14 protein-coding genes are annotated in these 15938 nt (G+C 45.8%); 2 read left to right on the plus strand and 12 right to left on the minus strand.

Annotated elements, in window-relative coordinates:
- Positions 1-2: 2 nt before the first annotated feature.
- The 4 genes from CDZ87_RS02225 to yceD are packed head-to-tail and all read right to left on the minus strand — an operon-like array spanning position 3 to position 2723.
- Complete coding sequence (locus CDZ87_RS02225) at positions 3-953, minus strand: beta-ketoacyl-ACP synthase III (protein WP_100751984.1); 951 nt, start codon at positions 951-953, stop codon at positions 3-5.
- Between the two features lie 5 nt (positions 954-958).
- The gene (gene plsX, locus CDZ87_RS02230; RefSeq protein WP_100751985.1) at positions 959-1984 is read right to left on the minus strand and encodes a phosphate acyltransferase PlsX; all 1026 of its coding nucleotides are present in this window, start codon (positions 1982-1984) and stop codon (positions 959-961) included.
- 9 nt (positions 1985-1993) lie between these two features.
- On the minus strand, positions 1994-2164 hold the full coding sequence (rpmF, locus tag CDZ87_RS02235) for a 50S ribosomal protein L32 (RefSeq protein WP_004414666.1): 171 nt from the start codon (positions 2162-2164) through the stop codon (positions 1994-1996).
- A gap of 31 nt (positions 2165-2195) precedes the next feature.
- Entirely contained in the window at positions 2196-2723 is a 528-nt protein-coding gene (gene yceD, locus CDZ87_RS02240; protein ID WP_038172887.1) for a 23S rRNA accumulation protein YceD, read from the minus strand.
- Between the two features lie 148 nt (positions 2724-2871).
- Between yceD and CDZ87_RS02245 the strand changes: the two genes are divergently transcribed.
- Positions 2872-3453 carry a Maf family protein gene (locus CDZ87_RS02245; RefSeq protein WP_100751986.1) on the plus strand — a complete coding sequence of 194 codons (582 nt, stop codon included), beginning with the start codon at positions 2872-2874 and terminating at the stop codon, positions 3451-3453.
- Between the two features lie 95 nt (positions 3454-3548).
- On the opposite strand, the gene rluC is transcribed toward CDZ87_RS02245, so the two are convergent.
- The gene (gene rluC, locus CDZ87_RS02250; RefSeq protein ID WP_100751987.1) at positions 3549-4493 is read right to left on the minus strand and encodes a 23S rRNA pseudouridine(955/2504/2580) synthase RluC; all 945 of its coding nucleotides are present in this window, start codon (positions 4491-4493) and stop codon (positions 3549-3551) included.
- A 574-nt stretch (positions 4494-5067) separates the two neighbouring features.
- Here rluC and rne point away from each other — a divergent pair.
- Positions 5068-8118 carry a ribonuclease E gene (gene rne, locus CDZ87_RS02255; RefSeq protein ID WP_100751988.1) on the plus strand — a complete coding sequence of 1017 codons (3051 nt, stop codon included), beginning with the start codon at positions 5068-5070 and terminating at the stop codon, positions 8116-8118.
- A gap of 311 nt (positions 8119-8429) precedes the next feature.
- Here the strand turns inward: rne and rnd are convergent, their stop codons facing one another.
- From rnd to yoaA, 7 genes are all read right to left on the minus strand, one after another.
- On the minus strand, positions 8430-9545 hold the full coding sequence (gene rnd / locus CDZ87_RS02260) for a ribonuclease D (protein ID WP_100751989.1): 1116 nt from the start codon (positions 9543-9545) through the stop codon (positions 8430-8432).
- 100 nt (positions 9546-9645) lie between these two features.
- Positions 9646-11340, minus strand: a complete 1695-nt coding sequence (fadD, locus tag CDZ87_RS02265; protein WP_100751990.1) for a long-chain-fatty-acid--CoA ligase FadD — start codon at positions 11338-11340, stop codon at positions 9646-9648.
- 111 nt (positions 11341-11451) lie between these two features.
- Positions 11452-12306, minus strand: coding sequence for an alpha/beta hydrolase (locus CDZ87_RS02270; protein WP_100751991.1), 855 nt, complete (start codon positions 12304-12306; stop codon positions 11452-11454).
- Positions 12306-12860 (minus strand): Slp family lipoprotein, encoded by a 555-nt coding sequence (locus CDZ87_RS02275; RefSeq protein ID WP_100751992.1) that lies wholly within the window; start codon positions 12858-12860, stop codon positions 12306-12308. Before CDZ87_RS02275 ends, CDZ87_RS02270 begins: the two co-directional genes overlap by 1 nt.
- 25 nt (positions 12861-12885) lie before the next feature.
- On the minus strand, positions 12886-13188 hold the full coding sequence (locus CDZ87_RS02280) for a hypothetical protein (protein WP_038172898.1): 303 nt from the start codon (positions 13186-13188) through the stop codon (positions 12886-12888).
- A gap of 34 nt (positions 13189-13222) precedes the next feature.
- On the minus strand, positions 13223-13924 hold the full coding sequence (gene tsaB, locus CDZ87_RS02285; protein WP_100751993.1) for a tRNA (adenosine(37)-N6)-threonylcarbamoyltransferase complex dimerization subunit type 1 TsaB: 702 nt from the start codon (positions 13922-13924) through the stop codon (positions 13223-13225).
- A 26-nt stretch (positions 13925-13950) separates the two neighbouring features.
- A complete protein-coding gene (yoaA, locus tag CDZ87_RS02290; protein ID WP_100751994.1) occupies positions 13951-15858 on the minus strand; it encodes a DNA repair helicase YoaA in 1908 nt (635 codons plus the stop codon).
- Positions 15859-15938 lie beyond the last annotated feature (80 nt).

Below are 15938 nucleotides of genomic sequence, written 5' to 3' on the forward strand. Positions count from 1 at the left end.
GGTTAGAACTTAACCAATGCTGAACCCCAAGTAAATCCGCCACCGAATGCTTCAAGCAACAAAGTTTGCCCGCGCTGAATTCGACCATCACGCACGGCTTCATCGAGTGCCGTTGGCACTGTCGCTGCTGAAGTGTTGCCGTGCTTATGTAGCGTGATAACCACTTGGTCAAGCGACATTGAAAGCTTTTTGGCTGTCGCTGAGATAATGCGATAGTTCGCTTGGTGTGGAACCAGCCAATCTAATTCAGACTTATGCATACCATTGGCAGCCAGCGTATCTTTTACCAGTCGCGACAATTGAGTAACCGCCACTTTAAAGACTTCATTACCCGCCATATGTAACCATTTATTCGCATCTTGACCGCGAATAGGCACTGGTAGGCTAAGCAATTCGCCAAATCGACCATCTGAATAAATGTGAGTTGAGATGATACCTGGCTCTTCACTTTGACCAACCACCACCGCACCCGCACCATCACCAAACAGAATAATGGTTGAGCGATCGGTAGGATCACAAGTTTTAGACAAAGCATCAGCGCCGATAACTAGCACATTTTTGCACATACCCGATTTGATATGTTGATCGGCAACAGACAAGGCATAAACAAACCCTGAACATGCGGCTGCCAGATCAAATGCAGGACACCCTTGAATATCAAGTTTGGCTTGAACTTGACACGCAGCAGATGGAAACGTGTGGCTGCTGCTGGTTGTTGCGACAATAATCAAATCAATCGCATTTTTGTCAATTTCTGCCATTTCGATAGCATTTTTTGCAGCGATATAACCCATGTCGGCAACTGTCTCGTTTTCAGCAGCAATACGACGCTCTTTAATACCCGTGCGAGCGACAATCCACTCATCACTGGTATCTACCATTTTCTCTAGATCTGCGTTAGTACGCACCTGAGATGGCAGGTAGCTGCCAGTACCTAAAATTTTGCTATACATGAAGACTAATAATGCCTCTCGAGTAAAACCGCTTCCAAACGATCACTAATACGGGTGGGTACTTGTCGTTTGACCTCATGCAGTGCTTCACCAATCGCGTTGATGACTGCGTCTACATCAGCACTTCCGTGGCTTTTTATGACAATGCCGCGCAATCCTAGCAAACTTGCGCCATTATACTGGTCGGGGTTCAATGTTTTTAGCTCGTTAAATAGCTCAGAAAATAATTTTCTTGCAATCCAACCCTTTATCGATGAAGCCATCATGCTTGATTTTAGCTTGTCAATAAAGAGTTGAGCAGTACCTTCACATGTTTTAAGGCACACATTGCCCACAAAGCCATCACAAACAACAACGTCTGCAGCATCGCGGAGTAACTGATTACCTTCAATATAGCCAACAAAATTGACCGATTGAGTTTGAGATAACATTTCTGCGCAGCGCTTGACAAGATCATTGCCTTTGATTTCTTCTGCGCCAATATTCAAAATTGCCACTCTCGGCGGTCTTTGCAGATATTGCTCAGCTAATGCACTGCCCATGACGGCAAATTGAAACAGCGAATCAGCGTCACTAGAAACATTAGCACCTAAGTCTAACATCCAAGTTCGGTTGCCCGATGCCGTCGGCAAAGCAGTGGTAAGCGCGGGGCGTTCAATACCAGGGAGCAGTTTCAATTTAAAACGGGATAACGCCATCAATGCGCCAGTGTTGCCACAACTTACGCAAGCATCAGCTCGGTTGGCAGCGACCAAGTCAATGGCGGTGCCCATAGAGCTACCATGACTATTTCTCAGCGCGAGGGAAGGTTTTTCTGAGTTGGAAATCACTCGGTCAGTATGCTCAATACTCAAACGAGTATCAGACTGATAACCAAGAGAAGATAATTGAGATGTGATCGAAGCTTGATCACCGATTAGGGTCACTTTTAGCTCTGGGAAATGCGACAGTGCCTGCACGGCGGCAGGCACTGTGACGCGAGGACCGAAATCCCCGCCCATTGCATCAAGTGCAACGGTTATATTGTGCAAAGGTCAACCTTACTTGTTGATAACCTTTTTGCCACGGTAGTAACCTTCTGCAGTTACGTTGTGACGTAGGTGAGTTTCACCTGAAGTTGCGTCTACAGAAAGTGCTGCTGTAGTTAGGGCATCGTGTGAACGACGCATACCACGCATTGAACGTGATTTCTTGCTCTTTTGTACGGCCATTGACCCTACTCCTATGTAAGTTCTTAAAGAATTACTTCTTTAAGCTTTTTAAAACGTCAAATGGATTCGGCTTCTGCTCTTCCACAATCTCTTCTGGAATATCACCAAACACCATATTATCTGGATTAACGCTACAGTCCGCTTCATCGTGCATTGCTATTTGAGGCAAATTTAAAATGAACTCGTCTTCAACTAACTCAATTAGGTCTAACTCACCGTACTCGTTCAGATCTACCAAATCGTACTCTTCCGGTGCTTCCTCATCAGTCTTTTCACCGTGATACGGTGTGTAAGTGAATTGGACATCGCACTGATGTGCGAAAACCTCATTACAGCGTTGACACTCTAAGTCGACTACGATGTTAGCTTTACCAGAGATAACAACGAGTCGCTGCTCATCTAAGTCAAATGACAGTGACACTTGGGCGTCGCGTTTAACGCCTTCGACTGATTCCTCTAAACGCTTAAAGAGACTGACTTGAATAATACCTTCAACATCAAGTCGCTTTTGAGCAGCGCGTGTAGGATCTATCGTACGCGGTATTTTTACCTTTTGCATAGGGCGCGAATTCTATCTTCCAAATCGTTTAGAGTCAAAGAAAAAGGGGAAAAAGTTAGACTTTTTTTCCTTATCAGTTTCGGAGTTAGTATCAAAGCGATAATATCGATCAATCTCGTTCTAACTCATGATTCAATTGTAAATTAAAATGCAAAATTACCAACTAGTTTTAGCTTCTACGTCACCATATCGCCAGCAATTGCTCAATAAACTAGCAATTCCCTTTGTTACTGCGTCACCAGATTGCGATGAAACACCGCTTAGTGGTGAATCTCCAGTCGAACTGGTCCAGCGTTTAGCTCAGGAAAAAGCCCAGTCTTGCCTAACCGAGGGCGCGAGCCTTGTCATTGGCAGCGACCAAGTGTGCGTTATTAACGGTAATATCATCGGTAAGCCACTTACTCGCGATAAAGCAATTGATCAACTGACTCAGCAAAGCGGACAGTCGATTCAGTTCTACACGGGGTTAGCACTGCACAACAGCGTCACCGGGCAAACTCAGGTTAAAATGGATACCTTCACGGTTCACTTCCGATCACTGAGTCCACAACAGATCGAGCACTACGTTGATAAAGAGCAACCTTTCTATTGCGCTGGCAGTTTTAAGAGTGAAGGTTTAGGTATTGCCCTATTTGAGCGTTTAGAAGGTAAAGATCCTAACGCATTAATTGGTCTGCCTCTGATTGACTTGATAGATATGCTGCAAGCGCAAGGGTTTGAAGTGCTTTAGCGAGACAGTGAGTAACGATTGACGTTGCTTCGTCAACCGCTATCACAGTTTAGTGACGATGGTCATTGCCATCGCGACAGGCACGATTTGCGTTGTTAACCTTTACGTAATCCCGCTAATGCTTGCTCTAATTTGGGCTCCATTGGAGCATTAATCTCCACCCACTCATCATTTGATGGGTGCTGAAACTTAATATTTGCCGCGTGAAGGAACAATCGATCTAAACCAACTTTACTGGTGTACGCATCGAAACGTCGGTCCCCGTAACGATCATCCCACGCAATCGGATGACCTGCATATTGGCTATGGACACGAATCTGGTGCGTTCTGCCTGTAATAGGGCTTGCTTGAACGAGCGTCGCTTGAGCAAATTTTTCAAGGATCTTGAAGCGTGTTTCCGACGCTTTCCCATTAGGGTGAACTCGTACAATACTGTTCACTTCGTGTTTCAGTAATGGCGCATTGACGACTTTACAACTGCTTTTCCATTCGCCCATAACCAGTGCAAAGTAGAATTTCTTGACGGTTTTCTCGCGAAATTGAGCTTGCAGATGACGCAACGCTGAACGTTTTTTTGCAACCAGCAAAATGCCAGAAGTATCGCGATCAATACGATGCACAAGCTCCAAAAACCGAGCTTCAGGACGCAATGCTCGCAGTGCCTCTATCGCGCCAAACTTCAGTCCACTTCCTCCGTGCACCGCTGTACCAGACGGCTTGTTCAGAATGAGCATGTGATCATCTTCATGAATGATCATATGCTCAAGCTCTGCCACCTTATTAAGCTTAGTGCTCGGAGCAACCTCATCGGCCTGTTCCTCAATTGTCACTGGTGGAATTCTGACCAAATCGCCCGCTTTGAGTTTGTACTCAGCTTTAACGCGTTTTTTATTGACGCGAACCTCACCTTTGCGCACGATTCGGTAAACCATACTTTTGGGGATACTTTTCAATTGGTTGCGTAGGAAGTTATCAATACGCTGACCCGCCATATCATCGTCAATATCGACGAACTGGACTTTCGTTCTAATTTCACTCATGGGTTTATTCTAACACTCAAAGTTGCGCAAAATCACATTTTCTACGCAACATATTGGAAAATTGGCGGACTAAGAATGGCTTGCAAATCCGCTACGAACAGAAATTCATCAATTTTCTTACAAATATCAAGATGAAGCCCGATTAACCCGAAAAAACAGTTGCTTATAAATGATAAAAACGAATTTTTTAGCGTTTTATTATAAAGCAGATTGCTGAGTTTAGTGGGTACTGCTATAGTTCACACCTGCAAACTATGATGTGGTTGCATTTTAAACAAACCAACTCATACTTGAGCAAAAAATCGAGTAGCCCGTTAATCTACCAAAATGCAGCACACGGCGTAAGACATTTTTGGAATTAACACCTTATCGTCCTACTCATCACTCATCATGTTGAGTGTTTTAACGCCACAAATGTGGCTCACAAGCCGTACGAGAAATGCTTGTGAGACTGACGTGCCCGAGAGCATCCCTCCAGCCGGGAGGCTGCACTGATTAAGCCATGGGATCAGGCACCGTGATAGTGATAGAAACGATAAGAACACAAAACGAAGAATGACAACGAGATCTATCAATGAAAAGAATGTTAATTAACGCAACTCAAAAAGAAGAGTTGCGTGTTGCTTTGGTTGATGGTCAGCGCTTGTACGATTTGGATATCGAAAGCCCTGGACATGAATCAAAAAAAGCAAATATCTACAAAGGACGTATCACACGCATCGAACCAAGCCTTGAAGCGGCTTTCGTTGACTACGGTGCAGAAAGACACGGCTTCCTCCCTCTAAAAGAAATTGCCCGCGAATATTTCCCTGAAGGTTACACTTATCAAGGTCGTCCAAGCATTAAAGAAGTGCTTAAAGAAGGCCAAGAAGTAATCGTACAAGTCGAAAAAGAAGAACGTGGCAGCAAGGGCGCAGCTCTTACTACTTTCGTTTCTCTTGCAGGTAGCTACCTTGTTCTGATGCCAAATAACCCTCGAGCTGGCGGTATTTCTCGCCGTATCGAAGGCGATGAACGAACTCAACTCAAAGCAGCATTAAGCACTCTGGAACTGCCGCAAGGCATGGGCTTGATTGTACGTACTGCGGGGGTGGGTAAAAGCGCTGAAGAACTTGAGTGGGATCTTAACGTGTTGCTTAACCATTGGGGCGCGATTAAACAAGCCTCTGAGACCAATGCAGCACCTTTCTTAATCCACCAAGAAAGTAACGTTATTGTTCGCGCTATTCGTGATTATTTACGTCGCGACATTGGCGAAATCCTGATCGATAGCAACACGATTTATGAACGTGCGCTTGAGCATATTCGTCTAATTCGCCCTGACTTCGTGAGTCGAGTGAAGAAATACGATGGCGAAGTACCACTATTTAGCCACTACCAAATCGAGAGCCAAATCGAGTCGGCTTTCCAACGCGAAGTGCGCTTGCCTTCTGGCGGTTCAATAGTCATTGACCCAACGGAAGCCTTAACCTCTATTGATATCAACTCTGCTCGTGCAACAAAAGGCGGTGATATCGAAGAGACCGCATTAAACACAAACCTTGAAGCCGCTGAAGAAATTGCTCGTCAGCTTCGCCTTCGTGACTTAGGTGGTCTTGTTGTTATCGATTTCATCGATATGACACCCGTCCGTCACCAACGTGAAGTTGAAAACCGTCTTCGCGACTCAGTAAGAATGGACCGCGCTCGTGTTCAAATAGGCCGAATTTCTCGTTTTGGTCTACTTGAAATGTCACGTCAACGCCTGAGTCCATCACTTGCAGAAGCAAGTCATCATATCTGTCCGCGCTGTACCGGTACTGGTGTCGTTCGCGACAATGAATCACTGGCTCTGTCTGTACTTCGTCTTATCGAAGAAGAAGCGCTCAAAGACAACACAACCCAAGTATTGGCGGTTGTTCCTGTCCCTATCGCTTCTTACTTACTTAACGAAAAACGCCGTTCAGTTAACCATATTGAACGCATTCAAGAAGTTAAGATTACCGTCGTTCCAAACTCTGACATGGAAACACCGCATTTTGACGTGGTCCGTGTTCGTGATGGCGAAGAGTTCGATCTTCTCTCTTATCTTCTACCGCAAAAGATTGATGCGATGAAGGAAGCGGAAGGTAAGGAGCCAGTTGAAAGCGAAGCGAGACCAAAGCGTCTGGAAGAACCTGCGTTAAAAGGTTTTGCCTCGCCAAGTCAATCTGCTCCTGCGCCAACAGCGATAGCGCCAAAAGCACCAGAAAAAGCGCCAGAGAAAAAAGCGGCGACTGTTGCAGAGCAAGAATCACAGCCAGGCCTAGTAACACGCTTTTTGAAAGCGTTAGGCGGCTTCTTGTCTGGCTCTGCCAAAGAAGAAGAGAAACAGCCGCAAGAACAGCAACCTAAAGAAAAAGAAGAGCGTCGCGAAGGTAACCGCAACAATCGCAATCGCCGTCCTCGTAACGATAATCGTCGTCGTAACAACCGCGATACTCGCAACGAAAAACCGGATGAGAAACGCGACAACAAGCGTAAAACGTCGCCTCGCGACGACACACCAGATGAAGTGAAAAAAGGTAACGACCGCAAACAGCAAAACCGTAAGCCGAAGCAAGAACCGCGCAATAAACGTGATGATGCTAAAGCAAGCAAAGTCGCTGAAGAAGGTCTGAAACTTGCCACCGACGCTCAACAAAGTGACCAACCTGAAGTACGCAAAGAGCGTGTTGAAGAGAAAACGGTCAAAATTAAAGAGCGTCGCCAACGTCGCAAGATGACGAAGCAAGTTCGAGTTAAAGATCAGGTAGCGCAAGCTGAATCAGAGCAAAAAGCGAAACAAATCGCAGTTGAAGCAAAAGCGGATACTGTTGAAGAGAAAACGCTAGCAGCACAAGATGCTGAATCAGAAGAGCAACCTAAACAACGTCGTAACCGTCGCTCACCACGTCATCTGCGTGCAAGTGGCCAGCGCCGCCGTCGCGGACGTGATCGCCGCCCTAACCCATTCCGCCTTCGCAAAGGTGGTGTTGCTTCTCCTGAGATGGCAATGGGTAAAGTGATGCCAAGTTACGGTATTACCAAACCAGCGCCAAAGCAGAAGCCAAAAGCTGAGCCTGTAGCTGCAGCCGATGTAGTTGCAGACGATAACGCTGAAATGACGAGCCCAACGTTAGGTGGATTCGCGTGCCCTGAAATGGCAATGGGTAAAGTGATTGTTCGCCGTGAAGACGCGATTGTTGAGCCAGTAGTTGATACTGCGCCAATCACTCCAATCGTTGAAGCTCCGGTTGAAGCCGTTGAAACAACTGAACCTGTGGTCGAAACCGTACAAACTGCGATTGAAACCGTACAGCCAGTAGTAGAAGCAGTGACAGTAGAAACAACGGTAGAAACAGAGCAAGCTTCTGTTGAAATTGAGCCAGTGCAAGCCGAAACGACAGTTGAAGTTAGCAAGCCTGAGAAAACAGCAATTGTACTACCACCAAACCTTAAAGGTCACGCTTCAGCACCGATGGCGAAAGCCTCAGGTAACACTGAAGTCAAAGAGGTCACGGTTGTGGCAGCACCGCTTAAAGGTGAGCGTTACGACGCTCGTGGTGCAGGTAGTCAAGTTGCGCGTAGTCAAGCGGGCGCAGTAATGACCAAACCTCAGTACTAAATCTCTGAGTAAACCCGATTAAACAGCCTCTTAAACAAGAGGCTGTTTTTTATTTATCACACCGCTATTAGCCATTCCAATCATTCATTTCTAACCTAAGTTCACCACAGCAATGTCGTCATCATTGGCTGCGATTGGGCGCTCGTGGCAAAACTCTGCAGTAACCTGTAACTCTTTTGAAAGCTCAGACATAAAAAATCGGCCGTAACTTTCGTTACGGCCGATTATGAGGCTTCTGTAGGATCGTTCAAGCAACTAAACAATCAGCATTATTCCAGTTGGAAGCCCTTTTTGTATCAAATGACCGTCGCTTAAAGCAATTTATTAAGCTTGTTGCCAAAGAGTTCCAGACGCCAACCTTGCATCACATCAGGTAGTTTCGCTGGGTTACGTTGTTGTTTCCATACCCAACTAATGAACTGATTAAGCTGCTTCTTTGATGCTAAAAACTCGGTCGCCAATCCACTGGTTTGAGAAGCTTTCTTCACTTCATCTTTAAGGATTTTGAACGTCTGTTTATAACCTTGAGCATCCATCAGACGCTCTATTGGCTCTGGGTAGTCATCGGCCGGTGTCATCTTAGCGGATTTAACTAATGAGATGAGACGTGCACTATGACGCTGCACAGCGCGCATATCCATCCCCTCTTGCTCCATCAATTGGCGACTTTGAACCCCTTTTCGAGCAATGGTCAGCAAGTCGTTTTCTTTAAAGACAAAGTTGAGCGCTAAATCGCGGCGAATCGCTTCGGTTAGCCGCCAGGTTGCTAGTGGCTTCAACACCGCTAACTCACTCGGCTTTAACTGCCACGCCCCTTTGATATCGAGATAGGCCATCTCTGGATTCGGGTTCTTAATACGCTTACTGGCGAGTAAGTCGCTTTCTTGCTGCACCGCTTGCCACCAGCCTGCTTGGGTAATTTTTGCAAACAGTTGTTGATATAGTGGCTCAAGGTAGTAGACGTCAGCGGCTGCATACTCTAATTGCTTCTGGGTTAGAGGTCTGGCAAGCCAATCCGTTCGAGACTCGCTTTTATCAAGGTCAACGTTTAAGTACTCGGCGACTAGTGCAGCAAAGCCTGTCGATAAGCCATGGCCTAAGAAAGCAGCCATCAATTGTGTGTCTACCATTGGGTATGGCAAACAGCCAAAGCTATTGTGAAACACTTCCAAATCTTCCCCACATGCATGGAGAACTTTCAACACAGAGGTATCTTGCAACAGTTGAATAAAAGCGCTCATATCATCGATAACCGTCGGGTCTATCAAGGATAGCTCTTGACCATCAAACAGCTGTATTAAGCCTAATTGCGGATAATAAGTACGGGTACGGACAAACTCGGTGTCTAGCATCACGACATCAGCTTCGCGTGCACGATTAATCACGATGTCGAGGTGTTCGGATTTGGTAATAATCTGATATTTCACTAACTTCTCACTATTAGCGGTCTTTGGCGGCGAACAAAAATGCCGACTACATGAGTCGGCATTCTACCATTAAACAGATTATCTTGCTCAGGTAACTGAGTTACTCTTGGGAAGATTGAGCAAGCTTAGCATCGTTTTCTTCACGTAGTACGCGGCGTAGAATCTTACCCACATTGGTTTTTGGTAAGTCTTCTCTGAACTCAACTAATCTCGGTATTTTATAACCGGTTAAATGTTGACGACAGTGCGCAATGATCTCTTCTTTGGTTAAACTCGGATCGCGCTTGACCACATAAACTTTTACCAATTCGCCTGAGACCTCGTGAGGCTGACCAATCGCCGCAACTTCAAGCACTTTGCCATGTAGAGCGATCACATCTTCTATCTCATTTGGATAAACATTGAAGCCAGAGACAAGAATCATGTCCTTTTTGCGGTCAACGATATACAGCAATCCTTCGTCATCGAATTTAACGATATCGCCAGTAGACAACCAACCTTCAGTATTGATCACTTCCTTAGTCGCTTCAGGGCGCTGCCAGTACCCTTGCATCACCTGAGGGCCACGGACTTGCAACTCACCTACTTCTGTCATCGCCAGTGGATTACCTTCATCATCGACAATGCGTACTTCTGTTGATGGCACTGGTAAGCCAATCGCGCCGGTATAGTCGACAAGATCGTAAGGGTTGCCAGCAACTAATGGCGAACACTCTGTCAGACCATAGCCTTCTAGTAAGTGAATACCTGTGGTTTTCTTCCACTGTTCTGCAACTGCTCGCTGAACCGCCATACCGCCACCTACCGCTAGCTTGAGTTTGCTAAAGTTAAGTTCATGGAAGTCTTCGTTGTTGACCAAGGCATTAAATAGCGTGTTGACACCAGTAATCGCGGTAAACGGATATTTCTGTAGCTCTTTAACAAAACCTGGAATATCACGTGGGTTGGTGATCAGTAAGTTTTGTCCACCCATTTCAATAAACAGTAAGCAATTCACCGTTAACGCAAACACATGATAAAGCGGCAGTGCCGTCACAACCAGTTCACGTCCTTCAGACAACACCGGACCATAAGCGCCTTTAGCCTGTAAAACGTTCGCAATCATATTACGGTGAGTAAGAATCGCTCCCTTGGCAACGCCGGTCGTTCCGCCAGTATATTGTAGGAAAGCGATATCTTCGCCCGACATAAAGGGCTTAACGTACTGGAGACGACGCCCTTTATGCAGCGCCTGACGCATTGAGATTGCACCCGGCAAGTCATATTTTGGTACCATGCCTTTGACGTACTTAACCACGAAATCAACTAATGTTCCTTTCGCTCGGGGTAACATTTGACCAAGACTGGTCAGGACAACATGTTTAACGGGTGTTTTATCAACGATTTGCTCTAACGTATTGGCAAAGTTTGATACGATCACTATGGTCGTTGCCCCCGCATCATTAAGCTGATGTTCTAGCTCTCGAGGCGTATAAAGTGGGTTGACATTGACCGCGATCAGTCCAGCGCGCAGCACACCAAATAACGCCACTGGGTATTGAAGCAGGTTGGGCATCATCAAGGCAACACGGTCACCTTTCTTTAATTTAAGATCATTTTGCAAGTAGGCTGCAAAGGCACGGCTGCGCTCTTCTAACTTACGGAAAGTCATTACCGAGCCCATATTCATAAATGCAGGCTGGTCAGCGAACTTTTGTACTGACTGTTCAAACATCTCAACTAAAGATGGGTATTGATCTGGGTTGATGTGCTCTGGCACATCACTTGGATAACGCGATAACCAAGGTTTATCCACGGTAAAACTCCTCGAAATTAACTGGCTGTCATCAATGTGAAAGCTCTATTTTCAAACTCGACTATTACAGCACAGAGCGGCAGTTTGGGCACGAAACACTCAAACACTTGTTTAAATTTTGTTAACTAAGCCAAAAATTAGACTAGCTACTCTAGAAGGAGCTTGCAGATGACAATGATGACCGCCGTGAATCGACTCTATTTGCGTCGAGGCGCGAGCATCGATTGATATTGATTGCAAAGATTCAAAACCCTGCTCACCGAGAATAATTAATTGTGAGCACAAGACATGTTGACGAAAGGTGTCAGCGTGTTGGAATGACAGTCGATACAGTGATTGACTTTGTAGCTTATTATCGTGCCGCCACTGCCAACCAGAATTACATTGACGTATACCGCGATACACAACAGGGGCAATTAAATCGCTGTCGATGTCATTCACTCTTGCTCGTTTTTGTATCGCTTGTTGCGGCGATGTTAAAGTGCGAACAGGTTTACGACGAATTCGTTGTCGGCTCAGTACCCCATCGCGTAGACGTGACACGCTTAAATGAGGTTCTTCGGCTAAAGGCCCATTTCCTTCTATCTGAACTAATCCGCTAATTTGCTCTGGAAAGGCGGCACTATAGCAACTTGCAATCAAAGCACCAAGTGAATGACCTACTAACACCAGCCTGTTTGGTGATAACTTAGCCAATAATTGATAAATATCATCTATATAGTCATGAAATGGGTAGAAATTGTGGCTATCTTTGTGGCTCGACAGGCCGTGCCCTGGTAAATCGATTGCGCAAAGATGCAATGAGGGTTGAAGTGCATGTAACTCCGACATCACTGTCTCAAAGCTAGCGGCGTTATCTAACCAACCATGGATGAATAGCAACGAAACATCGGCGTTAGAACTTTCGCCATATTCTATCGTTGCTATCTGCACGGCATCGATGCTGTGACATCTTTCTACCCGCATTACTTCACTTCTTTGATCACTTTGCCATATCCGCTACTAAAATTTGAGTCTCGACAGTAGAGACCAAAACAGGGATCTAAATAGCTGTTTATCTCATGAACTATAACCCGTTCTTCCACTCGCCAAAGATGGAGACCATTGACTTTCATCACTGGAAAGTCATATTGATACTCTCCAACCAAGTCTTTTTCGCGCCCTTTGCTCTCACCAATCAGAGAGATGAGACGACCTTCTGACAAGGTAACAGGATCAGAAAAACCTTCAACATAGGCCACAAAACGCCCTTGCGGCTCTTGATTAATATCTGGCTTGGCCGCAGAACTTATCGGTAGGTTGACGACTTCAATTCGAGTTTTCTGCTCAAGATTAGTCACTTTGGCAATGACACCACCCAAGCGCACTAGACTTGATGAGTCAGGGTTCGCTTGCCAAGTTTGGTAGTCAGAGATGATATTAGGGTTATCTGATTTAAGGCTATCTGGAAGCGTACTGCAGGCACTGAGGGTAAACAGACCCAAAAAGACGATCAGTAGCTGGGATGTGTATTTATTCATCAAAAACTTAAACTTACGTAGCGGTTTAGATATAAATATCGACACCAAGCATCTGAGAAAGTTCCTCGCGCTTATTCTGATTCAACACGTTGAGGTACTCTTGCATGGCTTTGCGACCTCGCCCTTCAGGCAGATCATATTGGACTTGCGCTTTATGAATATCAGACTCGTTAACGTGACGGATAGAATGGGCCACCGCGTTTGCCACCTTACTAGGTTGACTAACTGGTGACTGGTTTTGCGACTTATTTGCCTCATTCTTTTTGTTGGCCTTATTCGCTCGGTTGGGGCCAGGAATCGAAGGAGGTAACCCGTTAATTGATACCATACTATCCGCTTATCTTAAGAGTCGTATGACTCCGTTACTCTCTGCCAGGCAGCTTCTTCCATGCAACAGTATCACGAAGGTAAACTGGGCTTGCTTGCTCTGCATCGATGGTATTGCCTTTCGCTAGCTCAAATTTTGCCAGCTGAACAATATCTTCCGCATCAGGAAACAGCACGTCGCTTTGTTGCGTGACAAACTTGACTTGGTCAAGTAGCTCTGAGTATGCCTGCCAACCTGTTCCTGCTCTATACCATTGATGCTCATCAGAGTGGCTGTTTTGTGCCACTAACTGAGGCGGGATCACCGCCTCTTCATCCACTGCCAACCAAGTGCCATCTTCTTGACGAAGATAACGTGCCCAATACACTTCACTCATGCGCGCATCAATCGCTGTTGCAACCTGCTCTGCACCATGTTTACGGTAAGCGCCTTGTGCCATAGCTGCTAACGTTGAAATGCCAATCATGGGTAAATCAGCGCCAAATGATAAACCTTGTGCAATACCAATGCCAATCCGTACTCCAGTGAAGCTGCCAGGCCCACGTCCAAATGCCAATGCATCGAGATCAGTCAAGGTCAAACCGGCTTCTTTCAGCACCTCATCGACCATAGGTAGGATTTTCTTTGTGTGATCGCGCGGTGCAATTTCACTGCGCACATATACTTTGTCGTCGACTAAAAGAGCAACCGAACAGTTTTCAGTTGCTGTATCTAGAGCAAGGATCTTTACACTCATTGATATCTCTAATTATTGATGTGTGATTAATGTTCAAGAAAGTCTTGTACCACAGCCAAATCTCTTGTGCGTGGTATCGGCGGTAGGCTCGCAATAAATACTCCACCGTAGTCGCGAGTGACTAAGCGATTATCGCAAATAATCAGCGCGCCTTTATCTTTTTTGTCGCGTATCAGTCGCCCAACCCCTTGCTTTAAAGTGATCACCGCGTCAGGGATCTGAACTTGAGAAAAAGGGTCACCGCCTTTTAATTGGCAATCTTCGATACGTGCTTTCAGCAAAGGATCGTCGGGGGCGGTAAACGGCAGTTTGTCGATGATAACACAGCTAAGGGCATCACCTCTAACATCGATCCCTTCCCAAAATGCACCTGTAGCGACCAGTAACGCATTACCAAGTTCCATAAACTCTGCAAGGGTTTTCTGTTTACTGGTTTCGCCTTGCATCAGCACCGGCACAGTCAGGGTGTGCCTAAAGCGTTCTCCCAGCTCTTTCATCATGCTGTGAGAGGTACATAAGAAAAAACATCGTCCTTGGTTTTGTTCAATCACCGGACTCAACATCGTCACTAACTTATCAGCTATTCCAGGACTATTGGGCTCAGGTAGATAGCGAGGAACACACAAACGCGCCTGACTTTGGTAATCAAATGGGCTTGGTAATGACATTTGCGCTTGAGGCTTCAAACCTAAGCGGGAAGTAAAATGGCCAAAATCATGATTAACCGCCAATGTCGCTGAAGTAAAAATCCACGCGCCTTGTTTCATCTCGATCTGTTCATGAAACTTATCGGCCACACTGAGCGGCGTGATGTGTAAACTGAAATGCCGAGGAGTGGTGTCATACCAATATGAGTAACCGGTAATCGATACGTCACAAATTCGGTCGAGACGTGCCTTAATTGTATTAGCACGTTCAAAGGCACTATCGAGCAATTGGCTGCGGCCGAGCGCTAATTTAAGCACTTCGATGACAAACTCTAGCGCTTCTTCCAACCGTCTTAACTCTCGACCGATCGAGGGTGACGCCAGTGCTTCACGCCAATTACCACGAAAACCCGGCTCACCCAATACAATTCTTAAGTCCATGGCAGTTTGCAACAGTTTTTCACCCGCCTTCTGTAACTGACGCATATCCTTAGCCTCAGTACGATACGCAATTTCGATATCTTTACTGAGGTCTTGAATTTGACGACTCGACAAGGATTGGCCAAAGTAATGGCTGGCAATATCAGGTAACTGATGGGCTTCATCAAAGATAAACACTTCTGCTTCAGGGATCAGTTCACCAAACCCCGTTTCCTTGATCGCCAAATCTGCCAAAAATAGATGGTGATTGACCACAACCACGTCGGCGTCTAACGCCCGTTTGCGCGCTTTAAGCACAAAACAATCTTGGTAACTTGGGCACTCTTTACCTAAGCAATTATCGTTAGTTGAGGTAATGGTGGGAATAATTAGGCTATCTTCAGCAATCGCATCGCAATCACCCAAATCGCCACTTTTGGTTTCTGAGACCCAACTGCGGACTTTGATCAACTGGCTAAGCAATGTTGGATCGGAAGTTTGATTGTGACTTTCGACCATCTGGCGACTTAACCGATCAAGACACAAGTAGTTCGCACGCCCTTTTAATAGAGCTACTTGGCCATAAAAACCTAATGCGTCGATCATTAACGGCAAATCACGATGGAAAAGTTGCTCTTGGAGGTTTTTCGAACCTGTACTGATAATGACTTTCTTACCACTCAGCAGTGCAGGAACCACATAAGCAAAGGTTTTACCAGTACCTGTCCCAGCTTCGACCACCACTTGAGTCTGCTCTTTAATTGCCTTGGCAACCGATTCGGCCATATCGACTTGCGCCTGACGCGGTTGAAAGCCCGGAATCGCTTTACCTAGCGCTCCCTGCGCCGAGAAGGTTTTTGAAATCATCAAACAGTATGAGGTTGAACAAGAGATGGGTAATTATGGCAGCTTTCATACCAAGGCGCGAATGAGATTTTCGCGCCCAA

The sequence above is a fragment of the Vibrio salilacus genome (genome assembly GCF_002811245.1).
GTDB lineage: Bacteria > Pseudomonadota > Gammaproteobacteria > Enterobacterales > Vibrionaceae > Vibrio > Vibrio salilacus.